At 71.3% G+C, this 20,251-nt stretch carries 16 protein-coding genes; 5 read left to right on the top strand and 11 right to left on the bottom strand.

Annotation, left to right across the window (positions count from 1 at the left end; translation table 11 throughout):
* Positions 1-171: 171 nt before the first annotated feature.
* Positions 172-828, bottom strand: coding sequence for a chaplin (locus tag ADK36_RS03970; protein WP_053196399.1), 657 nt, complete (start codon positions 826-828; stop codon positions 172-174).
* Between the two features lie 270 nt (positions 829-1,098).
* Here ADK36_RS03970 and ADK36_RS03965 point away from each other — a divergent pair, with 270 nt between their 5' ends.
* Together ADK36_RS03965 and ADK36_RS03960 are read left to right on the top strand one after the other, a co-directional pair.
* Positions 1,099-2,670 (top strand): alpha/beta hydrolase, encoded by a 1,572-nt coding sequence (locus ADK36_RS03965; protein ID WP_053196396.1) that lies wholly within the window; start codon positions 1,099-1,101, stop codon positions 2,668-2,670.
* 64 nt (positions 2,671-2,734) lie between these two features.
* Complete coding sequence (locus ADK36_RS03960) at positions 2,735-3,832, top strand: chemotaxis protein (RefSeq protein ID WP_048582007.1); 1,098 nt, start codon at positions 2,735-2,737, stop codon at positions 3,830-3,832.
* A 43-nt stretch (positions 3,833-3,875) separates the two neighbouring features.
* Here the strand turns inward: ADK36_RS03960 and ADK36_RS03955 are convergent, their stop codons facing one another.
* Positions 3,876-4,289 (bottom strand): SsgA family sporulation/cell division regulator, encoded by a 414-nt coding sequence (locus ADK36_RS03955; protein WP_048582008.1) that lies wholly within the window; start codon positions 4,287-4,289, stop codon positions 3,876-3,878.
* Between the two features lie 431 nt (positions 4,290-4,720).
* Here ADK36_RS03955 and ADK36_RS03950 point away from each other — a divergent pair, with 431 nt between their 5' ends.
* Positions 4,721-6,151 (top strand): PP2C family protein-serine/threonine phosphatase, encoded by a 1,431-nt coding sequence (locus ADK36_RS03950; RefSeq protein WP_048582009.1) that lies wholly within the window; start codon positions 4,721-4,723, stop codon positions 6,149-6,151.
* Positions 6,152-6,204: 53 nt separating this feature from the next.
* Here the strand turns inward: ADK36_RS03950 and ADK36_RS03945 are convergent, their stop codons facing one another.
* Positions 6,205-7,701 (bottom strand): hypothetical protein, encoded by a 1,497-nt coding sequence (locus ADK36_RS03945; RefSeq protein WP_048582010.1) that lies wholly within the window; start codon positions 7,699-7,701, stop codon positions 6,205-6,207.
* A 234-nt stretch (positions 7,702-7,935) separates the two neighbouring features.
* Here ADK36_RS03945 and ADK36_RS03940 point away from each other — a divergent pair, with 234 nt between their 5' ends.
* Both ADK36_RS03940 and ADK36_RS03935 read left to right on the top strand, forming a co-directional pair.
* Entirely contained in the window at positions 7,936-9,078 is a 1,143-nt protein-coding gene (locus tag ADK36_RS03940; protein ID WP_053196394.1) for an aminoglycoside phosphotransferase family protein, read from the top strand.
* 258 nt (positions 9,079-9,336) lie between these two features.
* Positions 9,337-11,235 (top strand): N-acetylmuramoyl-L-alanine amidase, encoded by a 1,899-nt coding sequence (locus tag ADK36_RS03935; RefSeq protein WP_078942797.1) that lies wholly within the window; start codon positions 9,337-9,339, stop codon positions 11,233-11,235.
* A gap of 4 nt (positions 11,236-11,239) precedes the next feature.
* Here the strand turns inward: ADK36_RS03935 and ADK36_RS03930 are convergent, their stop codons facing one another.
* The 8 genes from ADK36_RS03930 to ADK36_RS03895 all read right to left on the bottom strand — a co-directional run bounded on the left by ADK36_RS03930 (position 11,240) and on the right by ADK36_RS03895 (position 20,128).
* Positions 11,240-13,474 (bottom strand): glycoside hydrolase family 95 protein, encoded by a 2,235-nt coding sequence (locus ADK36_RS03930; RefSeq protein ID WP_053196391.1) that lies wholly within the window; start codon positions 13,472-13,474, stop codon positions 11,240-11,242.
* 238 nt (positions 13,475-13,712) lie between these two features.
* Positions 13,713-14,210 carry a hypothetical protein gene (locus tag ADK36_RS03925; protein WP_048582014.1) on the bottom strand — a complete coding sequence of 166 codons (498 nt, stop codon included), beginning with the start codon at positions 14,208-14,210 and terminating at the stop codon, positions 13,713-13,715.
* Between the two features lie 385 nt (positions 14,211-14,595).
* On the bottom strand, positions 14,596-15,534 hold the full coding sequence (locus tag ADK36_RS03920; RefSeq protein WP_053196388.1) for a universal stress protein: 939 nt from the start codon (positions 15,532-15,534) through the stop codon (positions 14,596-14,598).
* Positions 15,535-15,669: 135 nt separating this feature from the next.
* On the bottom strand, positions 15,670-15,912 hold the full coding sequence (locus ADK36_RS03915; protein WP_030048218.1) for a DUF397 domain-containing protein: 243 nt from the start codon (positions 15,910-15,912) through the stop codon (positions 15,670-15,672).
* A gap of 118 nt (positions 15,913-16,030) precedes the next feature.
* Positions 16,031-17,197: a thiolase domain-containing protein gene (locus tag ADK36_RS03910; RefSeq protein ID WP_048582016.1), complete on the bottom strand. Its 1,167-nt coding sequence runs from the start codon at positions 17,195-17,197 to the stop codon at positions 16,031-16,033.
* Positions 17,194-18,243 carry a thiolase domain-containing protein gene (locus ADK36_RS03905; protein WP_053196386.1) on the bottom strand — a complete coding sequence of 350 codons (1,050 nt, stop codon included), beginning with the start codon at positions 18,241-18,243 and terminating at the stop codon, positions 17,194-17,196. Before ADK36_RS03905 ends, ADK36_RS03910 begins: the two co-directional genes overlap by 4 nt.
* A complete protein-coding gene (locus tag ADK36_RS03900) occupies positions 18,240-19,187 on the bottom strand; it encodes a Zn-ribbon domain-containing OB-fold protein (protein WP_053196384.1) in 948 nt (315 codons plus the stop codon). The genes ADK36_RS03905 and ADK36_RS03900 overlap by 4 nt, the downstream gene beginning before the upstream one ends.
* Before the next feature lie 140 nt (positions 19,188-19,327).
* Positions 19,328-20,128: a crotonase/enoyl-CoA hydratase family protein gene (locus ADK36_RS03895; RefSeq protein ID WP_048582019.1), complete on the bottom strand. Its 801-nt coding sequence runs from the start codon at positions 20,126-20,128 to the stop codon at positions 19,328-19,330.
* Between the last annotated feature and the right edge of the window lie 123 nt (positions 20,129-20,251).

Raw genomic sequence — 20,251 nt, 5'->3', positions numbered from 1 at the left:
CGTGCACACGGCATCCTCGCGGATCTTCGTGGCGGGCGTCACGGCGTGATCAAGCCGTTGAGGCGTACGCCGGGGCGCGACCGGACGGATGGCGCGACTGGACGGATGGGCGCAAGACGAAGGCCCCACCGACCGCCCGGTGGGGCCTTCCTGCCGCGCGCGAGGCGCGGGTCAGCGCACCGCCGTCGGGCGGAAGCGCCGGTACAGGACGGCCCCGCCCAGCACGAGCGCCGTGCCGCCCACCGCGGCGGCGAGGCTCTGGTCCGCTCCCGTGTGGGCGAGCGAGCGCTCGGGCCCCCCTTGCGGGACGAGCGCGGGCGGCGCCGGGCGCGGCTGGTGTGCCCTGGGCGGTGCGGACGGCTTCGGCGTCGGCCTGGTGGTGCGGGAAGGGCTGTCGCCGGGGCCGTTCACCGACTCGTTGCCGTTCGCCGGGTTGCCGACACCGACCACGTTCACGCTGTTGCCGCTGACGTTCACGGGGAGGTGGACCGGGAGCTGGACGACATTGCCGGACGCGAGGCCGGGTGAATCCTTTCCGCTCCCTTCGGCCGAGGCCCCGCTGTGGTGCGTGGCGCCCGGCTTGCCACCACCGTCCTTGTTGGCGCACGTATTGCCCGTGGCCGGGTTGAGCAGCCCCACGACGTTCACGGTGTTCCCGCACACGTTCACCGGGACGTGCACGGGGAGCTGAATGGTGTTACCGGCCAGCAGCCCCGGCGAGCCGGCCGTGGCGCCGTCCGCCGCGGAATCGGCGTACGCCGGCAGCGTCACAGCCATCGCGCCCGAGGCGGCGACGGCGATCACACCGTATCGGGTAACCCGTCTCATAGGTTCCCTGCCTTCCAGACATGGTCGCGGGCACTCACCCGCACCGGATAAAACGCAGGCGAACCATCCGAGTTATGGCTTATCGGCCATTCACCCCATCGAGCGTCAGGGTTGTCGAACTAGCGGTAAAAACTTCCGACGGCCGCGCAAGGGGCGGAGAGTAAGGCAGCCCGGACCGTCCCGCATCTCCGGAGGCGTGCGTTCCGGGGCCCGCCTATCGTGGGCGAGGACGCCGCCCCCGGTCCGCGACGGGCGTCCCTGGAGGCAACGATGTTGGCCCACCTGTCACCGCGGCCCACGCTGCGGCGCTGCGCGGTCATCGGCGCGGCCGGCCTGGCCCTGCTCGGCACGGGACTGACGGCGACCGAGGACAGCGCCGATCCCGCCCTCAGCCGCTTCTACGAGCAGAAGATCACCTGGGCGAAGTGCCCCGGCGAGGGGCTGCCGAAGGATCTTCAGTGCGGCAAGGTCACCGTCCCCCTCGACTACGCCCACCCCCGGGCGGGGACGCTCGACCTGGCGCTCGCCCGCTTCCGGGCCACGGGCGAGAAGCGGGGCTCGGTGCTGCTGAACTTCGGCGGGCCGGGCGGCGCCGGTGTCCCCGAATTCGCCGCCGGCGGCAAGGACTTCATGGAGCTGACGGACGGCTACGACATCGTGACCTTCGACCCGCGCGGCGTCGGCCGGTCCTCACCGGTCAGCTGCGGCGACGCCGACCTGCCGCAGGACAGCGCGGAGATCAGCCGCGATCCCCAGTCCGTCCTGCGGGACCTGAAGAAGGCGGCCGACACGTGTGCCCGAAACTCGGGGCCGGTGTTCCCCCACATCGGCACGGTCAACGCCTCACGTGACATGGACGTGATGCGCGAGGCGGTCGGTGACAAGAAGCTCAACTACCTGGGCTTCTCCTACGGAACGCGGCTCGGCGCCGTGTATGCCGCCCAATTCCCCGACAGGGTCGGCCGGTTCGTGCTCGACGGCGTGGACACGCTGACCGAGCCGCTGAAGAAACAGGAACTGGTGGGCGCCCGGGGGCAGCAGAAGGCGCTGGACGAGTTCGTCAACTGGTGTGTCAAGGACATCGCCTGTCCGTTCGGGCAGGACGCGCGCGAGGCCCGGAAGCACGTCGTACAGCTTGTCGACTCACTGGACCAGGATCCGGTGCCGTCGGCCTTCGGTGAGCCGTTCAGCGGGCAGGACCTGGTCGCCGCCCTCGGACAGGGGCTCTACAGCGAGGACTTGTGGCCCCTGCTGGAGCGAGCCCTGGCCTCGCTGGTCGAAGAGGGCGACACGCATGCCATCGAAGCCTTCGCCACCGGCGGTGCCGCGCCCCTGAACCGCGAGGAGACCGGGGATCCCGACGGCGGGCTCGTCGACGAGCAGGACATCCCGCTCGACAACCTCTCCGCGGCACTGATGGCGATCAACTGCGCGGACGACCCCGACCGCCCCACCGGCGAGCAGATCATCGGCGATCTCGACCGGCTGCGCGCACAGTACGAGGAGGCATCGCCGGTCTTCGGGCCCTACCGGCTCACCGGGGTGCTGCTGTGCTACGGCCGCCCGAAGGGCACGGACTTCATACGCGAGGAGGTGAAGGACGTGGACACGCCGAAGATGCTCCTGGTGGGCACGCGTGGCGATCCGGCGACGCCGTACCGCTGGACCGAGGAGACGGCGAAGCGCCTCGGCTCCTCGGCCGTGGTCCTCGACAACAAGGGCAGCGGTCACACCGGGTACGCCTCCTCCAAGTGCGTGCACCGCAAGGTCGACACCTTCCTGCTGTACGGCACGCTCCCGGCGGACGGCAGTTCCTGCGGGCCCGAGGACGACCGTGACTAGGGCCGCGACCATGGACTGGATTGCCCCTAATGCCCGATCGGTGAATCAGTCCTATCGTGCTCTTATGGAGCACGCACTCAGTCCCACCACACTCACCGAGCTGCGGCGCCCGCGCCCCTATCCGGCCGTGTCCGTGCTGACGCCCACACATCGCCGAGAGCCCTACCGGGCCCAGGACCAGGTCCGGCTGCGCAATGTCGTGGCCGAGGCCAAGAAACAGCTGGAAGCCGATCCCTCGGTCACCCGCGAGCGACGGGCGGATGTCGAGCGGCAACTCGACCAGGCCCTCGCCGAGGTCGATCTCACCTATGCCGAGGACGGCCTGGTGATCTTCGCCGCTCCGGGCGAGCACCAGGTGTGGTCGCTCGCCCGAACCGTGCCCGAGCGCGTGGTGCTCTCGGACACCTTCCTGACCCGCAACCTCGTCTCCGCGCAGGCCGCCGAGCGGCCCTACTGGGTGCTCTCGGTCTCGCCCGACCGCGTCACCCTGTGGAACGGCAGCCTGGACCGCGTCGCCGCGGCGCGCATCGGCGGCTTCCCGCTGACGCGGCCCGTCGAGAACTTCGACGCCGAGCGGCAGGAGCGGATCGGCGACATGCCGAGCACGTTCCGCGACGAGGGCACGCGCCACTTCCTCAAGGACGCGGACTCCGCCATGAGCGCGATCCTCCGGGGCAACCCGCGGCCGCTCTACATCACCGGCGAACCGGCGGCGCTGTCCCTGCTCGACGAGATCGGCGGCGTCACCAAGGACGCGGTGCACATCCCGCACGGCGGGCTCGCGCACGGCACGCGCGAGGCGGTGTGGCAGGCGATCCAGCCGCTGATCACCGCCGAGGACCGCAGGAACACCGACGCCGTGGCACGGGAACTCGAGTCCGCACGTGGCCGCAAGGCGTTCGCGGCCGGCGTCGACGAGGTCTGGCGCAGCGCCCGCGAGGGCCGGGTACGGCTGCTGGCCGTCGAGGAGAACTACCGCATCACCGTGCGCGGCGAGGACGGCGACCATCTGATCCCGGCCGAGAGCGACGCGCTCGACGCCCGCGAGGACATCGTGGACGAGATCGTCGAGCAGTGCCTGGAGACCGGCGCCGAGGTCCGCTTCGTGCCGGACGGCACCCTCGACGACGCCCAGGGGATCGCGGGAGTACTGCGGTACTGACACGGGAGCGACGAGGAGGCGCAGCGGCGGCCCTGTCGCCTCCTCACACGCTGCCGAAGAGCGCGCTCAGCCCTCGTTCCACGACCGCGTCGAGGTCCTCCTCACCGGCCGCGACGACCGCGTACGTGCGCAGCAGGAAGCGGTTCAGGGCGGCGGTGTCGAACTGGAGCAGGGCCATGCCGTACGGCGAGTGCAGCTCCACGACCGTACGCTCCTCGCCGCACGGCCAGATGTGCACGTCCCCGTCCCCGGCCGGACCGCGCAGCCCCGCCTCCAGCAGGGTGCGCGCGAAGGTCCAGGTGGCACCGGCACCGTCGAGGGAGACGTCGCCCGGGAAGTCGATGTACACCGCCAACGGGTCCGTGGAGGCGTAGCGCAGTGTGGCGGGAACGGAGAGTTCGCGCTCCTCGCCGGTGATCAGACGGGCACGGGCGGGCTGCTCGAGGGCGATGTCCATGGGCGGTCTCCCCTGTGGGTCGGCGGTCGGACGGTTTTTGCCGCTGTGCCTTTACGACCCCAGAGATGCCCTTTGCATTACAGCCAGGCGGACATCATTTTTGTGACCTGCATCACTGCCGGCCGGTGCAACCACGGGCGCGGCACCCGCCGCCGCTCCACCTCTAGAACATTCGACCGTCGAACACTCGAATGACCGCCGTAGAATCACCTCGTCCGACCACCAAATCGCGTACGCAGCCTACGACTTGGCCCGTTCGTCGACGTACGTCATTCGCACGGGACGAGCCCTCCGTGAAGACTCTGGCATATGCCAGACGCACCACCGCATCGGGTGTTGCCAAATCCCTTACAGCGCGTCGCGGGCTGTGCGACAGTCGTAACGGTCCTTCCGTCAGCCTTGGTCGAACCGTTCCCGCATCGGAGTGCGTCATGCCGCCCCATCTCTCTGCGGACCGCCCCGCCGCTCAGCCGCCCGGACGCGGCTCGGTCGACGCGCTCATAACGCAGACGCGACAGCTCAAGGGTGACGTCGACGCCGTGCGGCGCGACACCCAGAGCGACGGCGCGGACCCGCAGGAGCGGTGGCAGCGGGCCCTGTGCGACCTCGCGCTGCACCAGCTCAACGACCTCGACGAGCATCTGGCGCAGCTGCGTGACGGCCCGTCCCCCGCCTCCCCGGCACCCGCGGCCACGCCCACCGACCGGTCCGTGACCCCCGCTCCCCGGCGCGGCTCGCTGCTCAGCCGGGTCGGGAGCGCCGAGTGGAACCTCCTTACGGACGAGGCGAGTTGGTCCGGTGAGCTCTTCGAGATCCTCGGGCGCGATCCCGCCGCTCCGCCGCTCACCCTCGACGAGCTGCCGTCCCTGGTGCTCGACGAGGACCGGCCGAAACTGACGGCGATGGTCACCGACTGCCTGATCGACGCCAAGCCCATCGACGGCGAGTTCCGGATCCTGCGGCCGGACGGCGAGGTCCGGACCGTGCACATGATGGGCGAGCCCGTGCTCGACACTGACGGCAGCACCGCCTCGATGTGGGCCGTGCTGCGCGACGTCAGCGAACTGCGCCGCAGCCAGCGCACGGTGAGCGAGACCCGTGACTCGCTCCAGCGCCACCGGCACCACGCGCAGAGTGAGCACCGGCTCGCGGTCGAGCTGCAGGAAGCTGTGCTGCCGCCGTGGCGCGGCTCCCTGCGGCTCCCGCACCAGGGCCCGAAGACACTGGACCTCGCGGCTCGCCGTCTGTCGTCGGCGACCAGCTCACTGATCGGCGGCGACTGGTACGACGCGCTCGAACTGGCCGACGGCGCAACCCTGTTGAGCGTCGGCGATCTCACCGGGCACGGCGTCGCCGTGGCCTCGGGCATGGCGACCCTGCTGGGCGCCGTGCGCGGCATGGCGATGGCCGGCACCCAGCCGGGGCAACTGATGTCCTGGCTCAACCAGTTACTCGACGCCACCGTCCAGCCGGCCCTCGGCAGCGCGGTCTGCTGCCGCTACCGGCCCGAGACCCGCACCCTGACCTGGGCGCAGGCCGGACACCCCGCCCCGCTGCTGTTCCGCGACGGGACGGGGTACAGGCTGAGCGCACCGGACGGCGTCCTGCTCGGCGCCACCTCGGGTGCCGTCTACGCACAGGCCGAAGAGACCCTTGAGGTCGGCGACCTGCTTTTGCTGCACACCGACGGACTGGTGCCGAGGCACAGCGGAGCGGACTCCGTGCGTTCTCTCCTCGATCTGGGCTCCCGTTTCGGCGAGGCGCGCACGGCACAGGACTGCGTACGGCTGATCGTCGAGGAGTTCGGTGAAAATGAGCGCGAGGACAACGCCTGTGTGCTCGTGGCCAGGGTGACGTCCTAGAACAACCGGTGACGTCCTAGAACCTTCGGGGATCAGTCGGTCGCACGGGCCCCCTATGCCCGTGCGCTGTTGCCACCGCCCGGCTTCTTCGGCTTGGGCAGTGCCAACCGGATCTCCTCCCGCAGTTCATGGATCTTCGGGTAGCTGGAGTACTCGGCGGTGAGCCGGTACATCTGGCGCAGCCGGTCCCAGGTACGGCCGGACGAGTTCGAGCCCATCGACATCAGGGCCAGCCGTGCGTACCGGTCCGCCTGTTCGGGGTCGTCCGCGATGAAGCAGGCGGACGCCATGGACAGATGGTCGAAGATCTTCGACCGCTCCCGGCCGTCGATCCGCAGGGCCAGGGCCTTCTCTGCGTAGTGCTGGGCGTGCGCGGCCGCGCCCGGCTCGAACTCGGCCAGCGTGCGGTAGGCCAGGGCCTGCATGCCGTACAGATCCTCGTCCTTGAAGGTCTGCATCCAGCTCGGTGGCGGCACGTCGCTCCGGTCGGAGACGAAGAGGTCCTCCGCCTGTCCCAGGGTGCGGCGCATGGCCTGGCCCTTGCCCATCGACGCCTGCGCCCAGGCCTCGATGGTGTGGAACATGGCCCGGGTGCGCGGCAGCACCTCGTCGCCGGAGCCGGACTGGGCGAGTTTCATGAGGTCGAGTGCGTCGTCGGGCCGGCCCAGGTGCACCATCTGGCGAGCCGCTCGGGAGAGCGCCTCTCCGGCGCGGGGCCGGTCGCCGCCCTCTCGGGCCGCGTGGGCGGCGATGACGAAGTACTTCTGGGCCGTGGGTTCCAGGCCGACGTCGTGCGACATCCAGCCGGCGAGGACGGCGAGGTTGGCGGCGACGCCCCACAGGCGCCGCTGCAGATGTTCGGGGTGTCGGTAGGCGAGCATGCCGCCCACCTCGTTGAGTTGACCTACGACCGCCTTGCGCTGCAGCCCGCCGCCGCGGGCCGCGTCCCAGGCCCGGAACACCTCTACCGAGCGCTCCAGTTCCTCGATCTCCTGAGAACCGATCGGGGCCGCCTCGTACCGGTCGAACCCGGCGGGGTCGGCGTGCAAGGGGTCGTCGAAATGGGGGGCGTCGGCCTTGAGGGCCGGGTCGGTGTGCAGCCAGTCGTGCATGGCGCTGCTGAGTGCGGATCCCGCGGCGAGCGCGGCACCCGCGCCCACCAAGCCGCGTCGGTTGAGCATGAGGTCCATTCCCGTGAATTCGGTGAGGACCGCAGCAGTCCGTTCGGGCGCCCACGGCACACCGTCGGGATGCTCCACACTCCCGCCGCCCTGCCGTTTCCCCGCACGCCCGTGCCGGACCAGACCGAGGTCCTCGATGGTCACGACACGGCCGAGACGCTCGGTGAACAGGGCTGCCAGCACCCGCGGCACGGGATCGCGCGGGATCTCTCCCATGTCGATCCACCGCCGCACCCGCGAGGTGTCGGTCGACAGCTGGGGGTGGCCCATGGCCGCCGCCTGCCGGTTGACCAGCCTCGCGAGCTCGCCCTTGGACCAGCCGGCCAGGCCGAACAGGTCCGCCAGGCGGGTGTTGGGTTCTCCGCTCACGTCAAGCCCCCAGGTTCTCGGCTGAGTTGACAGTAGCCCGGTGGGAGGTGCCCCGGGACTATTCGCCAGGGTTCGCCAGGGTGCGCCAGATGGTGTGCCACCGGGCATCGGGTGTCAGGTAGGAACGCGCCACCCCGACCCGGTTCGCCGAGGGACATTCCCCAGGGTGCACCTGGGCGGCCGGCTCGGGCAGCGCTTTGTCGTCGCAGGCACACGAAGGGATCTGTCTCTCCCATGTACGCAGCATCGTCCTCCGTGTCCGCCCCGCCCCGGCCGCTGCGTGCCCGCCCGGCGGGCAGCGGTCCTTACCTCGACCCCGCGCGGCCGACGGCTGCCCCCGTGCTCGGCGCGGGCCGGACGCTGCGCGCCGCGGGGCCCGGCACCCAACCGCTCAGCGGGAGACTCGACTTGTCCGGCCCTCAGGGCGCCCAGCTGCGTACGGCGATCGCGTCGGTGCACCGGATCTGCCCGGAGTTCGCTCCGGTGCAGGTGCTGCGCCGCAACGGGCGGTCCGTCCTCCTGGTCGGCACGACCGGACGCAACACGGCCGTCGCCAAGTGTTTACTGGACCACTCCCCAGCGTGGGCCGAGCGGGTCCGGCACGAAATAGCGGCATACCGCTCGTTCGTCCGGCACCGTCCCCCGGTGCGTGTGCCGAGGCTGATCGCAGCGGATCCGGACAACTGCACACTCGTCATCGAGCGGATGCCCGGCCGGGTGGCGGCGCTGCAGCGGCACCCTCTGGAAGTACCGCCGCGTGCGGACATCAGGGCGGCACTCGGCGCGATCTGCAGGCTCAACGCGTGGCGGCCGCCGGCGGGCACCTTCGACGCCCCGCTGGACTACGCGGCCCGGATCTCCCGGTTCCACGAGCTGGGGCTGCTCACCGACCGGGACATGGGTGATCTCCAGAAGCTGCTGCACGGCATCGCGGCCACCGCGGGCCGGCAGGGCATGGGCCAGTTCTGCCACGGCGACGCACTGCTCTCGAACATCCTGCTCTCACCGGCCGGTCCAGTGCTGGTGGACTGGGAGCACGCGGGCTGGTATCTGCCGGGCTACGACCTGGCGACGCTGTGGTCGGTGCTCGGGGACGCACCGGTCGCCCGCCGTCAGATCAGTCAGATCGCCCAGTCGGCGGGCCCGGCCTCACGGGACGCCTTCCTGGTGAACCTGATGCTCGTGCTGACCCGGGAGATCCGTACCTATGAGACGGCCGTGCAGCGTTCGATGCACGACACGACCCCGGCGGCACCGGGAGTGGCCCACCCGGGTGCTGCGCCGTCCGGCGAGGAACAGCGGCTGCTGCTGAGGCGGCTGCACGACGACTGCCAGCTGGCCCGACGGGCCGTGCGCGCGGCGGTCGGCACTCGCTGACGGGGACGGTGGCCCGCGGTGCGCCCTGGAGACAGCGGCGTACCGCGGGCCTTCGTGTGTACGGCGGCAGTGCGTTCCTCCGTACGGGCGCGGTGGGTTCCCCCGGACGGCCGTACTCGTTGACGAGGGAATTCGCCTGGCCGTTGGCATGATTGACGGATCGTCGGACAGCCGGTACCACAGACTCACGCCCGGCCCCGCACGGCTCATCGCGCCCGACCGTCCCAGGAGGCTGCATTGCGAGGATCCGTCACCGCCATGGCCGCCGCGGCACTGCTGTTCCCGCTGCTGGGCGCTGCCCCGTCCGATGCCGAGGGCTCGGAGAACCGCCTTCAGTCGGCCTTCGCCTCCGCCGCCGCCGAATACCACGTGCCGCAGAGCGTCCTGCTCGGCGTCGCCTACCTCCAGTCCCGCTGGGACGCGCACGGCGGGGCGCCCAGCGTGACCGGCGGCTACGGCCCGATGCACCTCACCGACGCCGGTACGGCCCTGGCCGGGGCGACGCCGCACCACAGCGAGGGCTCGGAGGACCCGCGCGGCGACAGCGCCCGCGCTGCCCTGCACCCCAGGCCGACACTTCCGCGGACCTCCGCCGTCCCGGCCCGCCTCAGGACGCTGCCGAAGGCGGCCGAACTGACCGGACTGAGCGCGCGGCAGCTGCGTACGGACCCGGCGGCGAACGTGGCCGGGGGCGCCGCCCTGCTCGCCGCCGCGCAGCGGGAGCTGGGCGAACCGCTGAGCTCCGACCCCGCCGACTGGTACGGCGCGGTGGCCCGTTTCTCCGGCGCCGATGACACGGCGACGGCGGCGGCGTACGCGAACGACGTCTACGACGTGCTGCGCACCGGCCAGGAGCGCCGCACGGACGGGGGCCAGGTGGTCACCCTGGCCGCCCAGCCCCGCCTGGCCCCCGACACCGGGCAGTTGCGGCGAGCGGGGCTGCGCACGATCGAGGCGGGCGAGACCGAGTGCCCGCCGACGGTGTCCTGTGAGTGGATCCCGGCGCCGTACGAGCAGTTCGGGGACAGCGACTACGGCAACCACGACCTGGCCGACCGTCCGGCCTCCTCGGACATCGACTACATCGTCATCCACGACACGGAGGGCGCCTGGGAAGGGGTCCTCACCATGGTGCAGGACCCGGCCTATGTGTCGTGGCAATACACCCTGCGCTCCACCGACGGTCACATCGCCCAGCATGTGAAGGCCAAGGACGTTGCCTGGCACGCGGGCAACTGGTTCGTCAACGCCAAGTCGATCGGCCTGGAGCACGAGGGCTTCCTCGCGAAGCCGGACGCCTGGTACACGGAGGCGATGTACCGGTCCTCGGCCCGCCTGGTCACCTACCTCGCGAAGAAGTACGGCATCCCGCTGGACCGCCAGCACATCCTCGGGCACGACACCGTGCCGGGCCCGACCACGTCGACGATCAGCGGAATGCACACCGACCCGGGCCCGTACTGGGACTGGCGGCACTACTTCGAGCTGCTCGGCCGCCCCCTCGCCCCCACCGCGGGCCCGAACGGCGGCCTGGTGACGATCCGGCCCGACTACGCGACCAACCGGCCCCGGTACACGGGCTGTGTCTCCGCCGGCCAGCCCTGCGCCGCCCATGGCTCGAGCGCGGTGCGGCTGTATTCCGGGCCCGGTGAGTCGTACCCGCTGATCAAGGACATCGGCCGGGGCTCGACCCCGACGACCGGTGTGAACGACCTGTCCTCGCGGGTCTCGACCGGACAGCAGTACGCGGTCGCGGGCCGGGACGGTGACTGGACGGCGATCTGGTACCTGGGCCAGAAGGCGTGGTTCAAGAACCCGAAGAAGAACCCGACCGCGGTGGACGCGGCCGGGCTCGTGGTGACGCCGAAGGACGGGCTGAAGAGCGTCCCGGTGTACGGGCGGGCCTATCCCGAGGCCTCCGCCTATCCGGCGGACGTTCCCGTACAGGCCGTGTCGCCACTGCCGTACACCTTGCCGGCGGGCCAGCGGTACGCGGTCGGCGGCAAGGTGCCGGGCGAGTACTACTACGCGGTGACCTTCGGCGAGGACGCGCACCGGGTCGTCGTCGGCAAGGACCAGTACTACGAGATCCAGTTCGGGCACCGCGTGGCGTATGTACGGGCGGCGGACGTGCGGGAGCTGCGCTCGGGCTCCTGACGCGTCATCCCTCCCTGTCCCAGGTGTACCGCCGGCCTGCGACCGCCCTGAAGGTCAGCTGCCCGTCCTCGAACAGGTCGCTGCGTAGGGTGAGTTCACGGGACCTTGACGCCTTCAGGGCGATACGGGTCGCCCGGCCGTTCGCCCAGTCGATGTCGAGGGTGGCGCCGCCGCGGGCGCGCAGGCCGCGCACGGAGCCGGTCGGCCAGGCGGCGGGGAGGGCGGGCAGCACCTCGACGACGTCGTACTGGCTCTGGAGGAGCATCTCCACGATCCCGGAGGTGGCACCGAAGTTGCCGTCGATCTGGAACGGCGGGTGGGTGTCCCAGAGGTTGGGCAGGGTGGAGGACCTGAGCTGTTCGCCCAGCATCTTGTGGGCGTGGTCCCCGTCGCGCAGCCGCGCCCAGAAGTTGATCTTCCATGCCTTGGACCAGCCGGTACCGCCGTCTCCGCGTGCGGTCAGGGCGACCTTCGCGGCCTCGGCCCACTCGCTGCCGGGTTCGATCTGCCGTCCGGGGTGGAGGGCGAACAGGTGGGAGACGTGCCGGTGGGTGTCGGTCGGGTCGTCCAAGTCCTCCTTCCACTCCTGGAGTTGCCCCCAGGAGCCGATGCGCAGCCCGGGGTCGAGCCGGTTCAGCGCCTCCTCGACCCGGCGGCGGAAGGCGGGCGTGTCGCCCAGGATCCGGGCCGCTTCGAGGGTGTTGGTGAACAGGTCGTGGACGATCTGCTGCGACATGGCGGCTCCGGCCGTGAAGTCGCCGTGCTCGGGCGAGTAGCTGGGGGTGACGACGAGGGTGCCGTCGCGTGGATCGGTGCGCAGGTTGTCGAGCCAGAACTCGGCGGCCTCCTTCATCACCGGATACGCGGTGGTGCGCAGGTAGTGCGTGGAGCCGCCGAATCTGTAGTGCTCGTACAGCTGTTGGGTGAGCCAGGCCGCCGCCTCGGGGAACCAGAAGGCGGTCGCCCAGTCGTGCACACCGGTGAAGCCGTACGGGTTGGTCTCGTTGTGCACGACCCAGCCGCGTGAGCCGAACATCTCCTTGGCCGTACGGCGTCCGGGCGTGCGCAGGGCCTCGACGAAGCGGTCGTACGGCTCCGTCGTCTCGGCGAGGTTCGCGGCCTCGGCGGGCCAGTAGTTCATCTGGATGTTGATGTTGGTGTGGTAGTCCGCCGACCACGGGGGCGTGGTGCTGTTGTTCCAGACGCCCTGAAGGTTGGCGGGCAGGGAGCCGGGGCGCGAGGAGGCGATGAGCAGATAGCGGCCGTACTGGAAGTAGAGGGCTTCCAGCGCGCGGTCCGCCGCGGTCGTGCCGCCGGTGTACGTGGCCAGCAGCCGGTCCGTGGGGACGTCCGCGGGGAGTGACTGGCCGATGTCGAGGCCGACGCGGCCGAACAGGGCCCGGTGGTCTCGGACGTGCCGGACGAGCAGGGTTTCGTAGTGGGCGCCGGCCCGTTCCACGGCGCGGCTGACGGCGGCGTGCGGGTCGGGGCCGCGGTAGTCGGGATAGGTGTCGGCGTAGTCCGTGCCCGCGGCCAGGACGAACCAGGCGCTGTCGGCCCCGGTCACGGTGATGGTGCCGGCCGCGTCGGACGCGACGGTGCCGCCCTCGGCGCGCACCCGGACCTGCGCCTCGAAGCGCAGCCCGTTGTCGGCGAGGGCACCCCGAACCGTCAGGGTGCCGTCGGCCGCGGTGGCGGTGAAGTCGGCGCGGGGCGAGGTGTGGCGGAGGGTGAAGCTGACGTTGCCGGGCCGGTCCGCACCGAGGCGGCCCACGATCACGCCGTCCGGGTGGGAGGCGAAGAAGTCCCTTTGGTGGCGCACGCCTTGGTGGGTGTGGACGACGGAGGCGACTGCGGTGTCCAGGTCGAGTTCGCGCCGGTAGTCGTCCGGGGGCGTCGTCGGTGCGCCCGGCAGGTCGAGATGGAGGTCGCCGAAGGTCTGGTGGGCGCCGTAGCCGATCCGTGGCTGGCCGAGCCGGTCGGCGACGGACTCGGGGTCGAGGGTGGTCCGCGCGTCGAGGTCGTCCTGTACGGCGGTGACGGCGTCGGGGCGGGGTGCGCGCCAGTTGCCGTGGTCGTAGCCCTGGGCGGATCCGGGGCCGCCGGTCCAGAGGGTCTTCTCGTTGAACTGGAGCCGTTCGGAGGCGAGGGTGCCGAACACCATGGCGCCGAGGGCGCCATTGCCGATGGGCAGAGCCTCACGCTCCCAGTCGGCGGCGGGGGTGGCATACCAGAGCACGGACGACCCCCTCGATACATCGGAGGAATCGGCGGCGACAGCCTCGCTGGCACCGATTCCGAGAGTAAGCGCGCCGACCCCACCGGCCGCGACCTTCAGCGTTGCCCTGCGGGTGATCTCATGGGACTCACACGACTCATGCGACATGACCCTTGACGCTAGAGATCCGATGACTCTGCGGCAAGGGTCATGACAACATGTGCGGAACCCCGAACAACGGGGCCTCAGGCAGGAGGGTTCAGCCCTGCTGGAAGAGCTCCGCGGGCAGCGGCTTCAGAAGGGCGTACAGGTCGTCGGTGATGGGGCGGTCCCAAGCGGCGATGGTGACCAGGACGTTGTCGCTGCGGTCGAACTGCACGCAGGAGATCCGGCTCTCGGAGAGCTTCAGGCGGCGCACGATCAGGAGGTTGTCGCCCTGCATCACGGGCACGTCCTCGCTGCCGACGACGGTGACGTCCTCGTCGTTCTCCAGGGCCAGCAGCAGCTGGGCGACCTCGAACGGGATCTCGCCCTCGTCGACCTCACGGGCCGGGGAGCCCTGCGGCAGATTGCCGATGATCATCGCGGGGCCGCGGCCGCCGAACAGGTCGTAGCGCAGGAAGACACCCTGGCAGCTGCCATCGGGGGCGGGCAGCAGCCCGGCGCCCAGGTTGCCGGGCCAGTCGCCCGGATCCATGGCCAGTACGTCGAAGTCGGGCCCGGCGGGCGTGGCGCTGCGGCGGCGGAGGAACGACATGTCGCCATGGTACGTGGCCGGGCCTGTTGCGTGACGTGCGGGCATGGGTTCGAGGCCTGCGCCCGGGCGGCGCGGTCCGGGGTGGAAACCGACGAGCGATGCGACGCCGTCATGCCCGACGAGAGCGTGATGCGGCCCGCGGCGACGGACCTGTGCGCCCGCCTCGGTCTGAGCGGGGGCTCCCGCCGACCCGTTTCCCGGACGAGTCCCGGCCGGAACCTGGCCGGTCCCTGGGGCCGCGTTCCGCGCGCCGACCTCAGGCGGAACGTCAGTGAGGCCGGCGAGGCCCTTGGCACCTACGGGAGTTGCGCGCACCGGCCGACAACACACTGCCGTCCCCGGCCGAGCCCTGGTTCGGTACCGCCGCCCGACGGGGCCCGGACCCTCACTCCTCCATCGGCGCGGGCGGCACGACCGCCACCGGGCTCGCGGCATGCAGCAGGACCGCGTGGGTCACCGAGCCCATCATGCGGGCCGGGGCCAGGAGGCGGCGTCTGTGGCGGCCCACGACGACCAGGCTCGCGTCCCTCGATGCCGAGACCAGGTGCCCGGCCGCGTCACCCGGGACGACGGTCGTCTCGGCGCGCACGTCCGGGTGGCGCTCGCTGTACGGGGCGAGGACACCTTCCGCGAGGGTGCGGGTCTCGGCCTCGACGGCGTCCTGGTCGTGGGACGGCGGCACGATCTGGGCGGTGGCGGCCGTCCAGACGTGCAGCGGCCAGGTGTAGGCGGCGACGACCTGGAGTCGGGCGCCGCGCCGGGCGGCCTCGGCGAAGGCGAAGGACAGCGTGGCGTCGTCGGGGCTGTCGACCTGGAGGCCGACGACGACCCGCGGCCCCGGCTCGACCGGCATCCCGTCGCGGTCCCCCACTGCCCGAAAGGCGTGGGAGGTGCCCCCATCGCGGCCGGGCTTGGGCACCACGACGACCGGGCACCCGGCATCGCGAGCCGCGGCCATGCCGTTGGAGCCGAGCAGCAGACTGGCGAAGCCGCCGCGCCCCCGGGAGCCGAGCACCAACAGCTGGGCGGCGGTGCCCAGTTCGGGCAGGACCGCGGCGGGCTCGCCCTCCAGGGCGACGTACTCCGTCGCCGGCGGCTCGACCCGCGCCTCCAGATACCGGCGCACCCGGTCGAGCACCGGATCGTCCTCCGGCACCGGCCGCCCGGCGGGCAGGACGTCGGGCTTGGCCCACGCGGCGTACTGCCACACATGGACCACCCGCAGCGGCGCCTCGCGTACCAGGGCGGCGTCGAAGGCCCAGTCCAGCGCGACCAGGCTGTCGTCCGAACCGTCGACCGCCGCGATGACCGGCAGGGTGCTCATGGGTTCTCGCCTCCGGATTACGACCTTCCCCCCTCCCGGGGTCAGCCTGGCTCAGGCGTCGCCCCGAGGGGGGTTCTCAAGGTCACGTGTCCGGAAAATCGGGCGGAACACACCCGGATCGGCCCGAAGGCGGCGTCAGGTGAGGTCGAACTCGCCCTCCCTCGCGCCGGACACGAACGCGCCCCATTCGGCGGGTGTGAAGATCAGGGAAGGACTCTCCGGGCTGCCGCTGTTGCGCATCGCGATGAACCCCTCGACAAAGGCGATCTGGACATCCCCCAGGCCACGGCTGCTCGAGTGCCAATCGGCGTTGCTGAGGTCCAGCTCCGGCTTCTCCCAGCCCGTGAACGGCTGCTGCTGGATGGTGCTCTCGGCCACGTCCGTGCTCCTCCCGATTCGTCGTCCGCGGGCCAGCCTAGCGATCGGTTCCGAGTGCCGACAGGCCACGTGAGGGGGACCTTTGCGGAGCCGTCCCGACCGCCGTCCGGGAGCCGCCTCAGGCGTCCGGGGGCTCGGATCCCACGAGCCACATCGAGAAGAACTGGGACCCCCCGCCGTAGGCGTGCCCGAGCGCCTTCCGGGCGCCTTCCACCTGGTGTTCCCCGGCCTGGCCGCGCACCTGGAGGGCCGCCTCGGCGAAGCGGATCATGCCGGAGGCGCCGATGGGGTTGGTGGACAGGACGCCGCCCGACATGTTGACGGGCAGGTCGCCGTCCAGCTCGGTCACCCCGGACTCGGTGAGCTTCCAGCCCTCGCCCTCGGCGGCGAAGCCGAGGTTCTCCAGCCACATGGGCTCGTACCAGGAGAACGGCACGTACATCTCGACGGCGTCGATGTCCCGGCGCGGATCGGCGATGCCGGCCTGCCGGTACACGTCGGCCGCGCAGTCCTTGCCGGCCTGCGGCGACACGGCGTCCTTGCCTGCGAAGAGGGTGGGCTCGCTGCGCATCGCGCCGCCGAGCATCCAGGCGGGCGGCCGGGGCGCGCGGGCGGCTCCGGCCCGGTCGGTGAGGATCATCGCGCAGGCGCCGTCGGAGGAGGGGCAGGTCTCGGAGTAGCGGATCGGGTCCCACAGCATGGGCGAGGCCTGGACCTTCTCCAGGGTGATGTCGTGCTCGTGCAGGTGCGCGTAGGGGTTCTTCAGCGCGTTGCGCCGGTCCTTGTACGCCACCAGCGAGCCGACGGTGTCGGGCGCGCCGCTGCGTCGCATGTACGCGCGCACGTGCGGGGCGAAGAAGCCGCCCGCCCCGGCGAGCAGGGGCTGCTGGAAGGGGATCGGCAGGGACAGTCCCCACATGGCGTTCGACTCGGACTGCTTCTCGAAGGCGAGCGTCAGGACGGTGCCGTGCACCCGGGCGGCGACCAGGTTGGCGGCGACGAGGGCGGTGGATCCGCCGACCGAGCCGGCCGTGTGCACCCGGAGCATGGGCTTGCCGACCGCGCCGAGCGCGTCGGCGAGGTAGAGCTCCGGCATCATCACGCCCTCGAAGAAGTCGGGCGCCTTGCCGATGACCACGGCGTCGATGTCCGCCCAGGTCAGCTCGGCGTCGTCGAGGGCCCTTCGGGCCGCCTCCCGGACGAGCCCGGCGATCGACACGTCGCGGCGTGCCGCTACGTGCTTGGTCTGACCGATGCCTACGACGGCCACGGGCTCCTTGCTCATCGCGGATCCCCTTCGAGTACGGCGACCAGGTTCTGTTGGAGGCAGGGGCCGGACGTGGCGTGCGCGAGCGCCCGGTCGGACTCGCCCCGGTGGACACGGGCGGCGGCCTCGCCGATGCGGATGAGCCCGGCGGCCATGACGGGGTTGGCGGCGAGGGCACCGCCGGACGGGTTGACGCGCACTTCGTCGTCGAGCTTCAGCGCCTTGCGCAGGACGACCTCCTGCGAAGTGAAGGGCGCATGCAACTCGGCGGTGTCGACGGGCCGTTGGAACGCGCCCGCCTTTTGGGCGGCGAGCCGGGTCGAGGGTGAGTCGGTCAGGTCGCGCACGCCGAGGCTGTGGGCCTCGATGCGGTGGTCGATGCCGCGGATCCAGGCGGGCCGGTCGCACAACTCGCGGGCCCGCTCCCCCGCCGCGAGGATCACGGCGGCGGCCCCGTCGCCGATGGGCGGGCAGTCGCCGGTACGGAGCGGTCGCACGAGGTACTCCCCCGCCGGCACCGAACCCCTCAGCTGCGCGCGGGAGTTGGCGGTGGCGTCGGCACGGCTGCGGGCGGCGACCGCGGCGAGCGCGGGTTCGTCCGTGTCGCCGGCGTCGATGAGGGCCTGCGCCTGGAGGGCGGCCAGGGCGACGGAGTCGGGCCAGAGCGGGGCGACGTAGTAGGGGTCGAGCTGCCGGGTGAGGACGTCGCGCAGGGGGCCGGGCGAGGACTTGCCGTAGGAGTAGACGAGGGCGGTGTCGGCGTCCCCGGTCAGTAGCTTGGTCCATGCCTCGTACAGGGCCCAGGCGCCGTCCATCTCGACGTGCGACTCGGAGATCGGCGGCCAGGCGCCGACGCCGTCGAGGGCGAGGGTGAAGGAGAAGGCGCGGCCGGCGAGGTAGTCGCTGGAGCCGGAGCAGGTGAAGCCGATGTCGGCGGTCTTCAGGCCGGTCCGGTCGAGCACCTCGTGCAGGACGGGCATCAGCATCTCCACCTCGGAGAGCTCCTCGCTGGTGCGCCGGTGGTCGGTCTGCGCGAAGGCGACGACGGCGATCTCGCGGTTCACAGCAGCTCCCGGTAGGTGTCGTAGTCCGCGTCGGGCTCGCCCGTGGGCCGGTAGTGATCGGGGTAGCGGGCGCCCCGCGTCCACACCGGTTCGACCCGCAGGCCCATGCGCACCTGGTCGTAGGGAATGCCGCCGATCCGGCCGTGCAGGGCGAGGCCGGCACCGTCGAGGGCGATGTGGGCGTAGACGTACGGCACTTCGATGTCGAGGTTCTTCGCCTTGATGTTGACGATGCAGAACGTGGTGACGGTGCCGTGGGGACCTACCTCGACCTGTTCGGATGTGGCCACACCACATGTGGGGCACGCACCCCTCGGCGGGACGTACACCTTGCGGCAGGAAGGGCAGCGTTCGCCGACGTTCCGCTGTTCGGCAAGGGCGTTGATGTAGGCCGTCTGGGCACGGCCGGGCGAGTAGGTGTAGTCGAGGCGGGCGGGGGCGACGATGCCGGTGACCGGGTTCTCGAACTCGCCGGTGTGGTCCGCCGGTTCCGTCTCGTTCGGACTGCTGTCGTACGGCTCGAAGCAGGCGATGTCCGTGATGGCGCCGGTGCGTTCCTCGGCCCAGCGGACGCGGACCCGCATGCCGGTGTGCACGGCGTCGGGGCCGGGGGCGTCCAGGGCGTGCAGGAGGGCGGTGTCGGCACCGTCGAGGCGGACCAGGGCCCAGGCGAAGGGGGTGTCGAGGGGCTGGTCGCGGCGGGGGGCGTGGTTCCAGGCCCACGTGGTGACCGTGCCCGTGGGCGCGACCTCGACCAGGTCGCGGATCTCCTCGGCGGTGACGGGGTCGTACTCGACAGGTGGGACGAGGGTACGGCCGTCCACGGTTCGCACACCGAGGACGATCCGTTCGCGCAGTCCGGTCAGGAAAGCGCTCTGGACCGGACTGAGGGAGCGGGTGAAGGGGAATTCAACGGTCAGTGGAGCCTTGAGGGCTTCGGGCATCGGGGGCGGGCCTCCTTGGAGGTCGGGTGCGTGGAGCGCCCCGAAAGGGGCGCGGGGCTGTGACCTGTGCGGCTCCGCCGCGTGGGCGCGGCCAGCCACATCCGGCCCGCTGCTTCAAACCGGCCTGGGCCGGCGCAGCGCTACGCACGCTTGTAGACAGGCGGTCGCTTCTCCGCGAAGGCGCGGGCGCCCTCCTTGGCGTCGGCGGTGTCGAAGATCGGCCAGCCGCGCCCCAGTTCGGCGGCGAGGCCGTCGGTCTCGGCCATCTCCGCGGTCTCGTAGACGGACGCCTTGACGGCCTCGACGGCCAGCGGGCCGCAGGCGTTGACCTGTTCGGCGATCTCCAGTGCCTTGGTCAGGGCCGTGCCGTCGGGGACGACGTGCCCGATCAGGCCGATGTCGGCGGCTTCGCGAGCGCTGTACGGGCGTCCGGTGAGCAGCATCTCCAGGGCGTGGGTGCGCGGGATCTGCCGTTGCAGACGGACGGTGGAGCCGCCGATCGGGAACAGGCCGCGCTTCACCTCGAAGAGCCCGAAGGTGGCCGACTCGCCCGCCACCCGGATGTCCGTGCCCTGAAGCATCTCGGTGCCGCCGGCGACGCAGTACCCCTCGACGGCGGCGATCACCGGTTTGCGCGGGCGGTGGTGGCGCAGCATCGCCTTCCAGTGCAGGTCGGGATCGGCCTTGAGCCGGTCGCGGTAGTGCTCGCCCGCCATGCCGTTCCCGGCGAGGGCCTTGAGGTCCATGCCCGCGCAGAAGCAGCCCCCCGCTCCCGTGAACACGATCGAGCGGATCGAGTCGTCGGCGTCGGCCTCGACCCAGCCGTCGTAGAGGCCGACCAGCATCGGCAACGAGAGCGCGTTCTTCGCCTCGGGCCGGTTGAGCGTGAGCACCAGTGTGGCGCCCTCGCGCCGCACCGCCAGGTGTTCGGTCCCACCCATGACCAGTCTCCCCTCTGACAGAACGAGAACAGGTTGCAGGAGGCGCGAAGGCACTTCAAGGGTTTTCTGACAGACAGTCAGATTCTTTTGCGCGGAGGCTTCACAGTTGTGCCGCCCTTTGCT

Source organism: Streptomyces viridochromogenes, assembly GCF_001270495.1.
Lineage (GTDB): Bacteria > Actinomycetota > Actinomycetes > Streptomycetales > Streptomycetaceae > Streptomyces > Streptomyces viridochromogenes_A.
Note: the sequence above shows the minus strand (reverse complement) of the source record. Positions and strands in the feature narration are given on the sequence as shown.

Excerpts from the sequence above, each read along its gene's own strand:
- ADK36_RS03955 (WP_048582008.1), bottom strand. The coding sequence starts at position 4,289 with ATGGACATCGCCCTCGAGCAGCCCGCCCGTGCCCGTCTGATCACCGGC.
- ADK36_RS03950 (WP_048582009.1), top strand. The coding sequence starts at position 4,721 with ATGCCGCCCCATCTCTCTGCGGACCGCCCCGCCGCTCAGCCGCCCGGA.
- ADK36_RS03900 (WP_053196384.1), bottom strand. The coding sequence starts at position 19,187 with ATGCCCGAAGCCCTCAAGGCTCCACTGACCGTTGAATTCCCCTTCACC.
- ADK36_RS03895 (WP_048582019.1), bottom strand. The coding sequence starts at position 20,128 with ATGGGTGGGACCGAACACCTGGCGGTGCGGCGCGAGGGCGCCACACTG.
- ADK36_RS03920 (WP_053196388.1), bottom strand. The coding sequence starts at position 15,534 with ATGAGCACCCTGCCGGTCATCGCGGCGGTCGACGGTTCGGACGACAGC.
- ADK36_RS03960 (WP_048582007.1), top strand. The coding sequence starts at position 2,735 with ATGGAGCACGCACTCAGTCCCACCACACTCACCGAGCTGCGGCGCCCG.
- ADK36_RS03965 (WP_053196396.1), top strand. The coding sequence starts at position 1,099 with ATGTTGGCCCACCTGTCACCGCGGCCCACGCTGCGGCGCTGCGCGGTC.
- ADK36_RS03935 (WP_078942797.1), top strand. The coding sequence starts at position 9,337 with ATGGCCGCCGCGGCACTGCTGTTCCCGCTGCTGGGCGCTGCCCCGTCC.
- ADK36_RS03940 (WP_053196394.1), top strand. The coding sequence starts at position 7,936 with ATGTACGCAGCATCGTCCTCCGTGTCCGCCCCGCCCCGGCCGCTGCGT.
- ADK36_RS03970 (WP_053196399.1), bottom strand. The coding sequence starts at position 828 with ATGAGACGGGTTACCCGATACGGTGTGATCGCCGTCGCCGCCTCGGGC.
- ADK36_RS03910 (WP_048582016.1), bottom strand. The coding sequence starts at position 17,197 with ATGAGCAAGGAGCCCGTGGCCGTCGTAGGCATCGGTCAGACCAAGCAC.
- ADK36_RS03925 (WP_048582014.1), bottom strand. The coding sequence starts at position 14,210 with ATGTCGTTCCTCCGCCGCCGCAGCGCCACGCCCGCCGGGCCCGACTTC.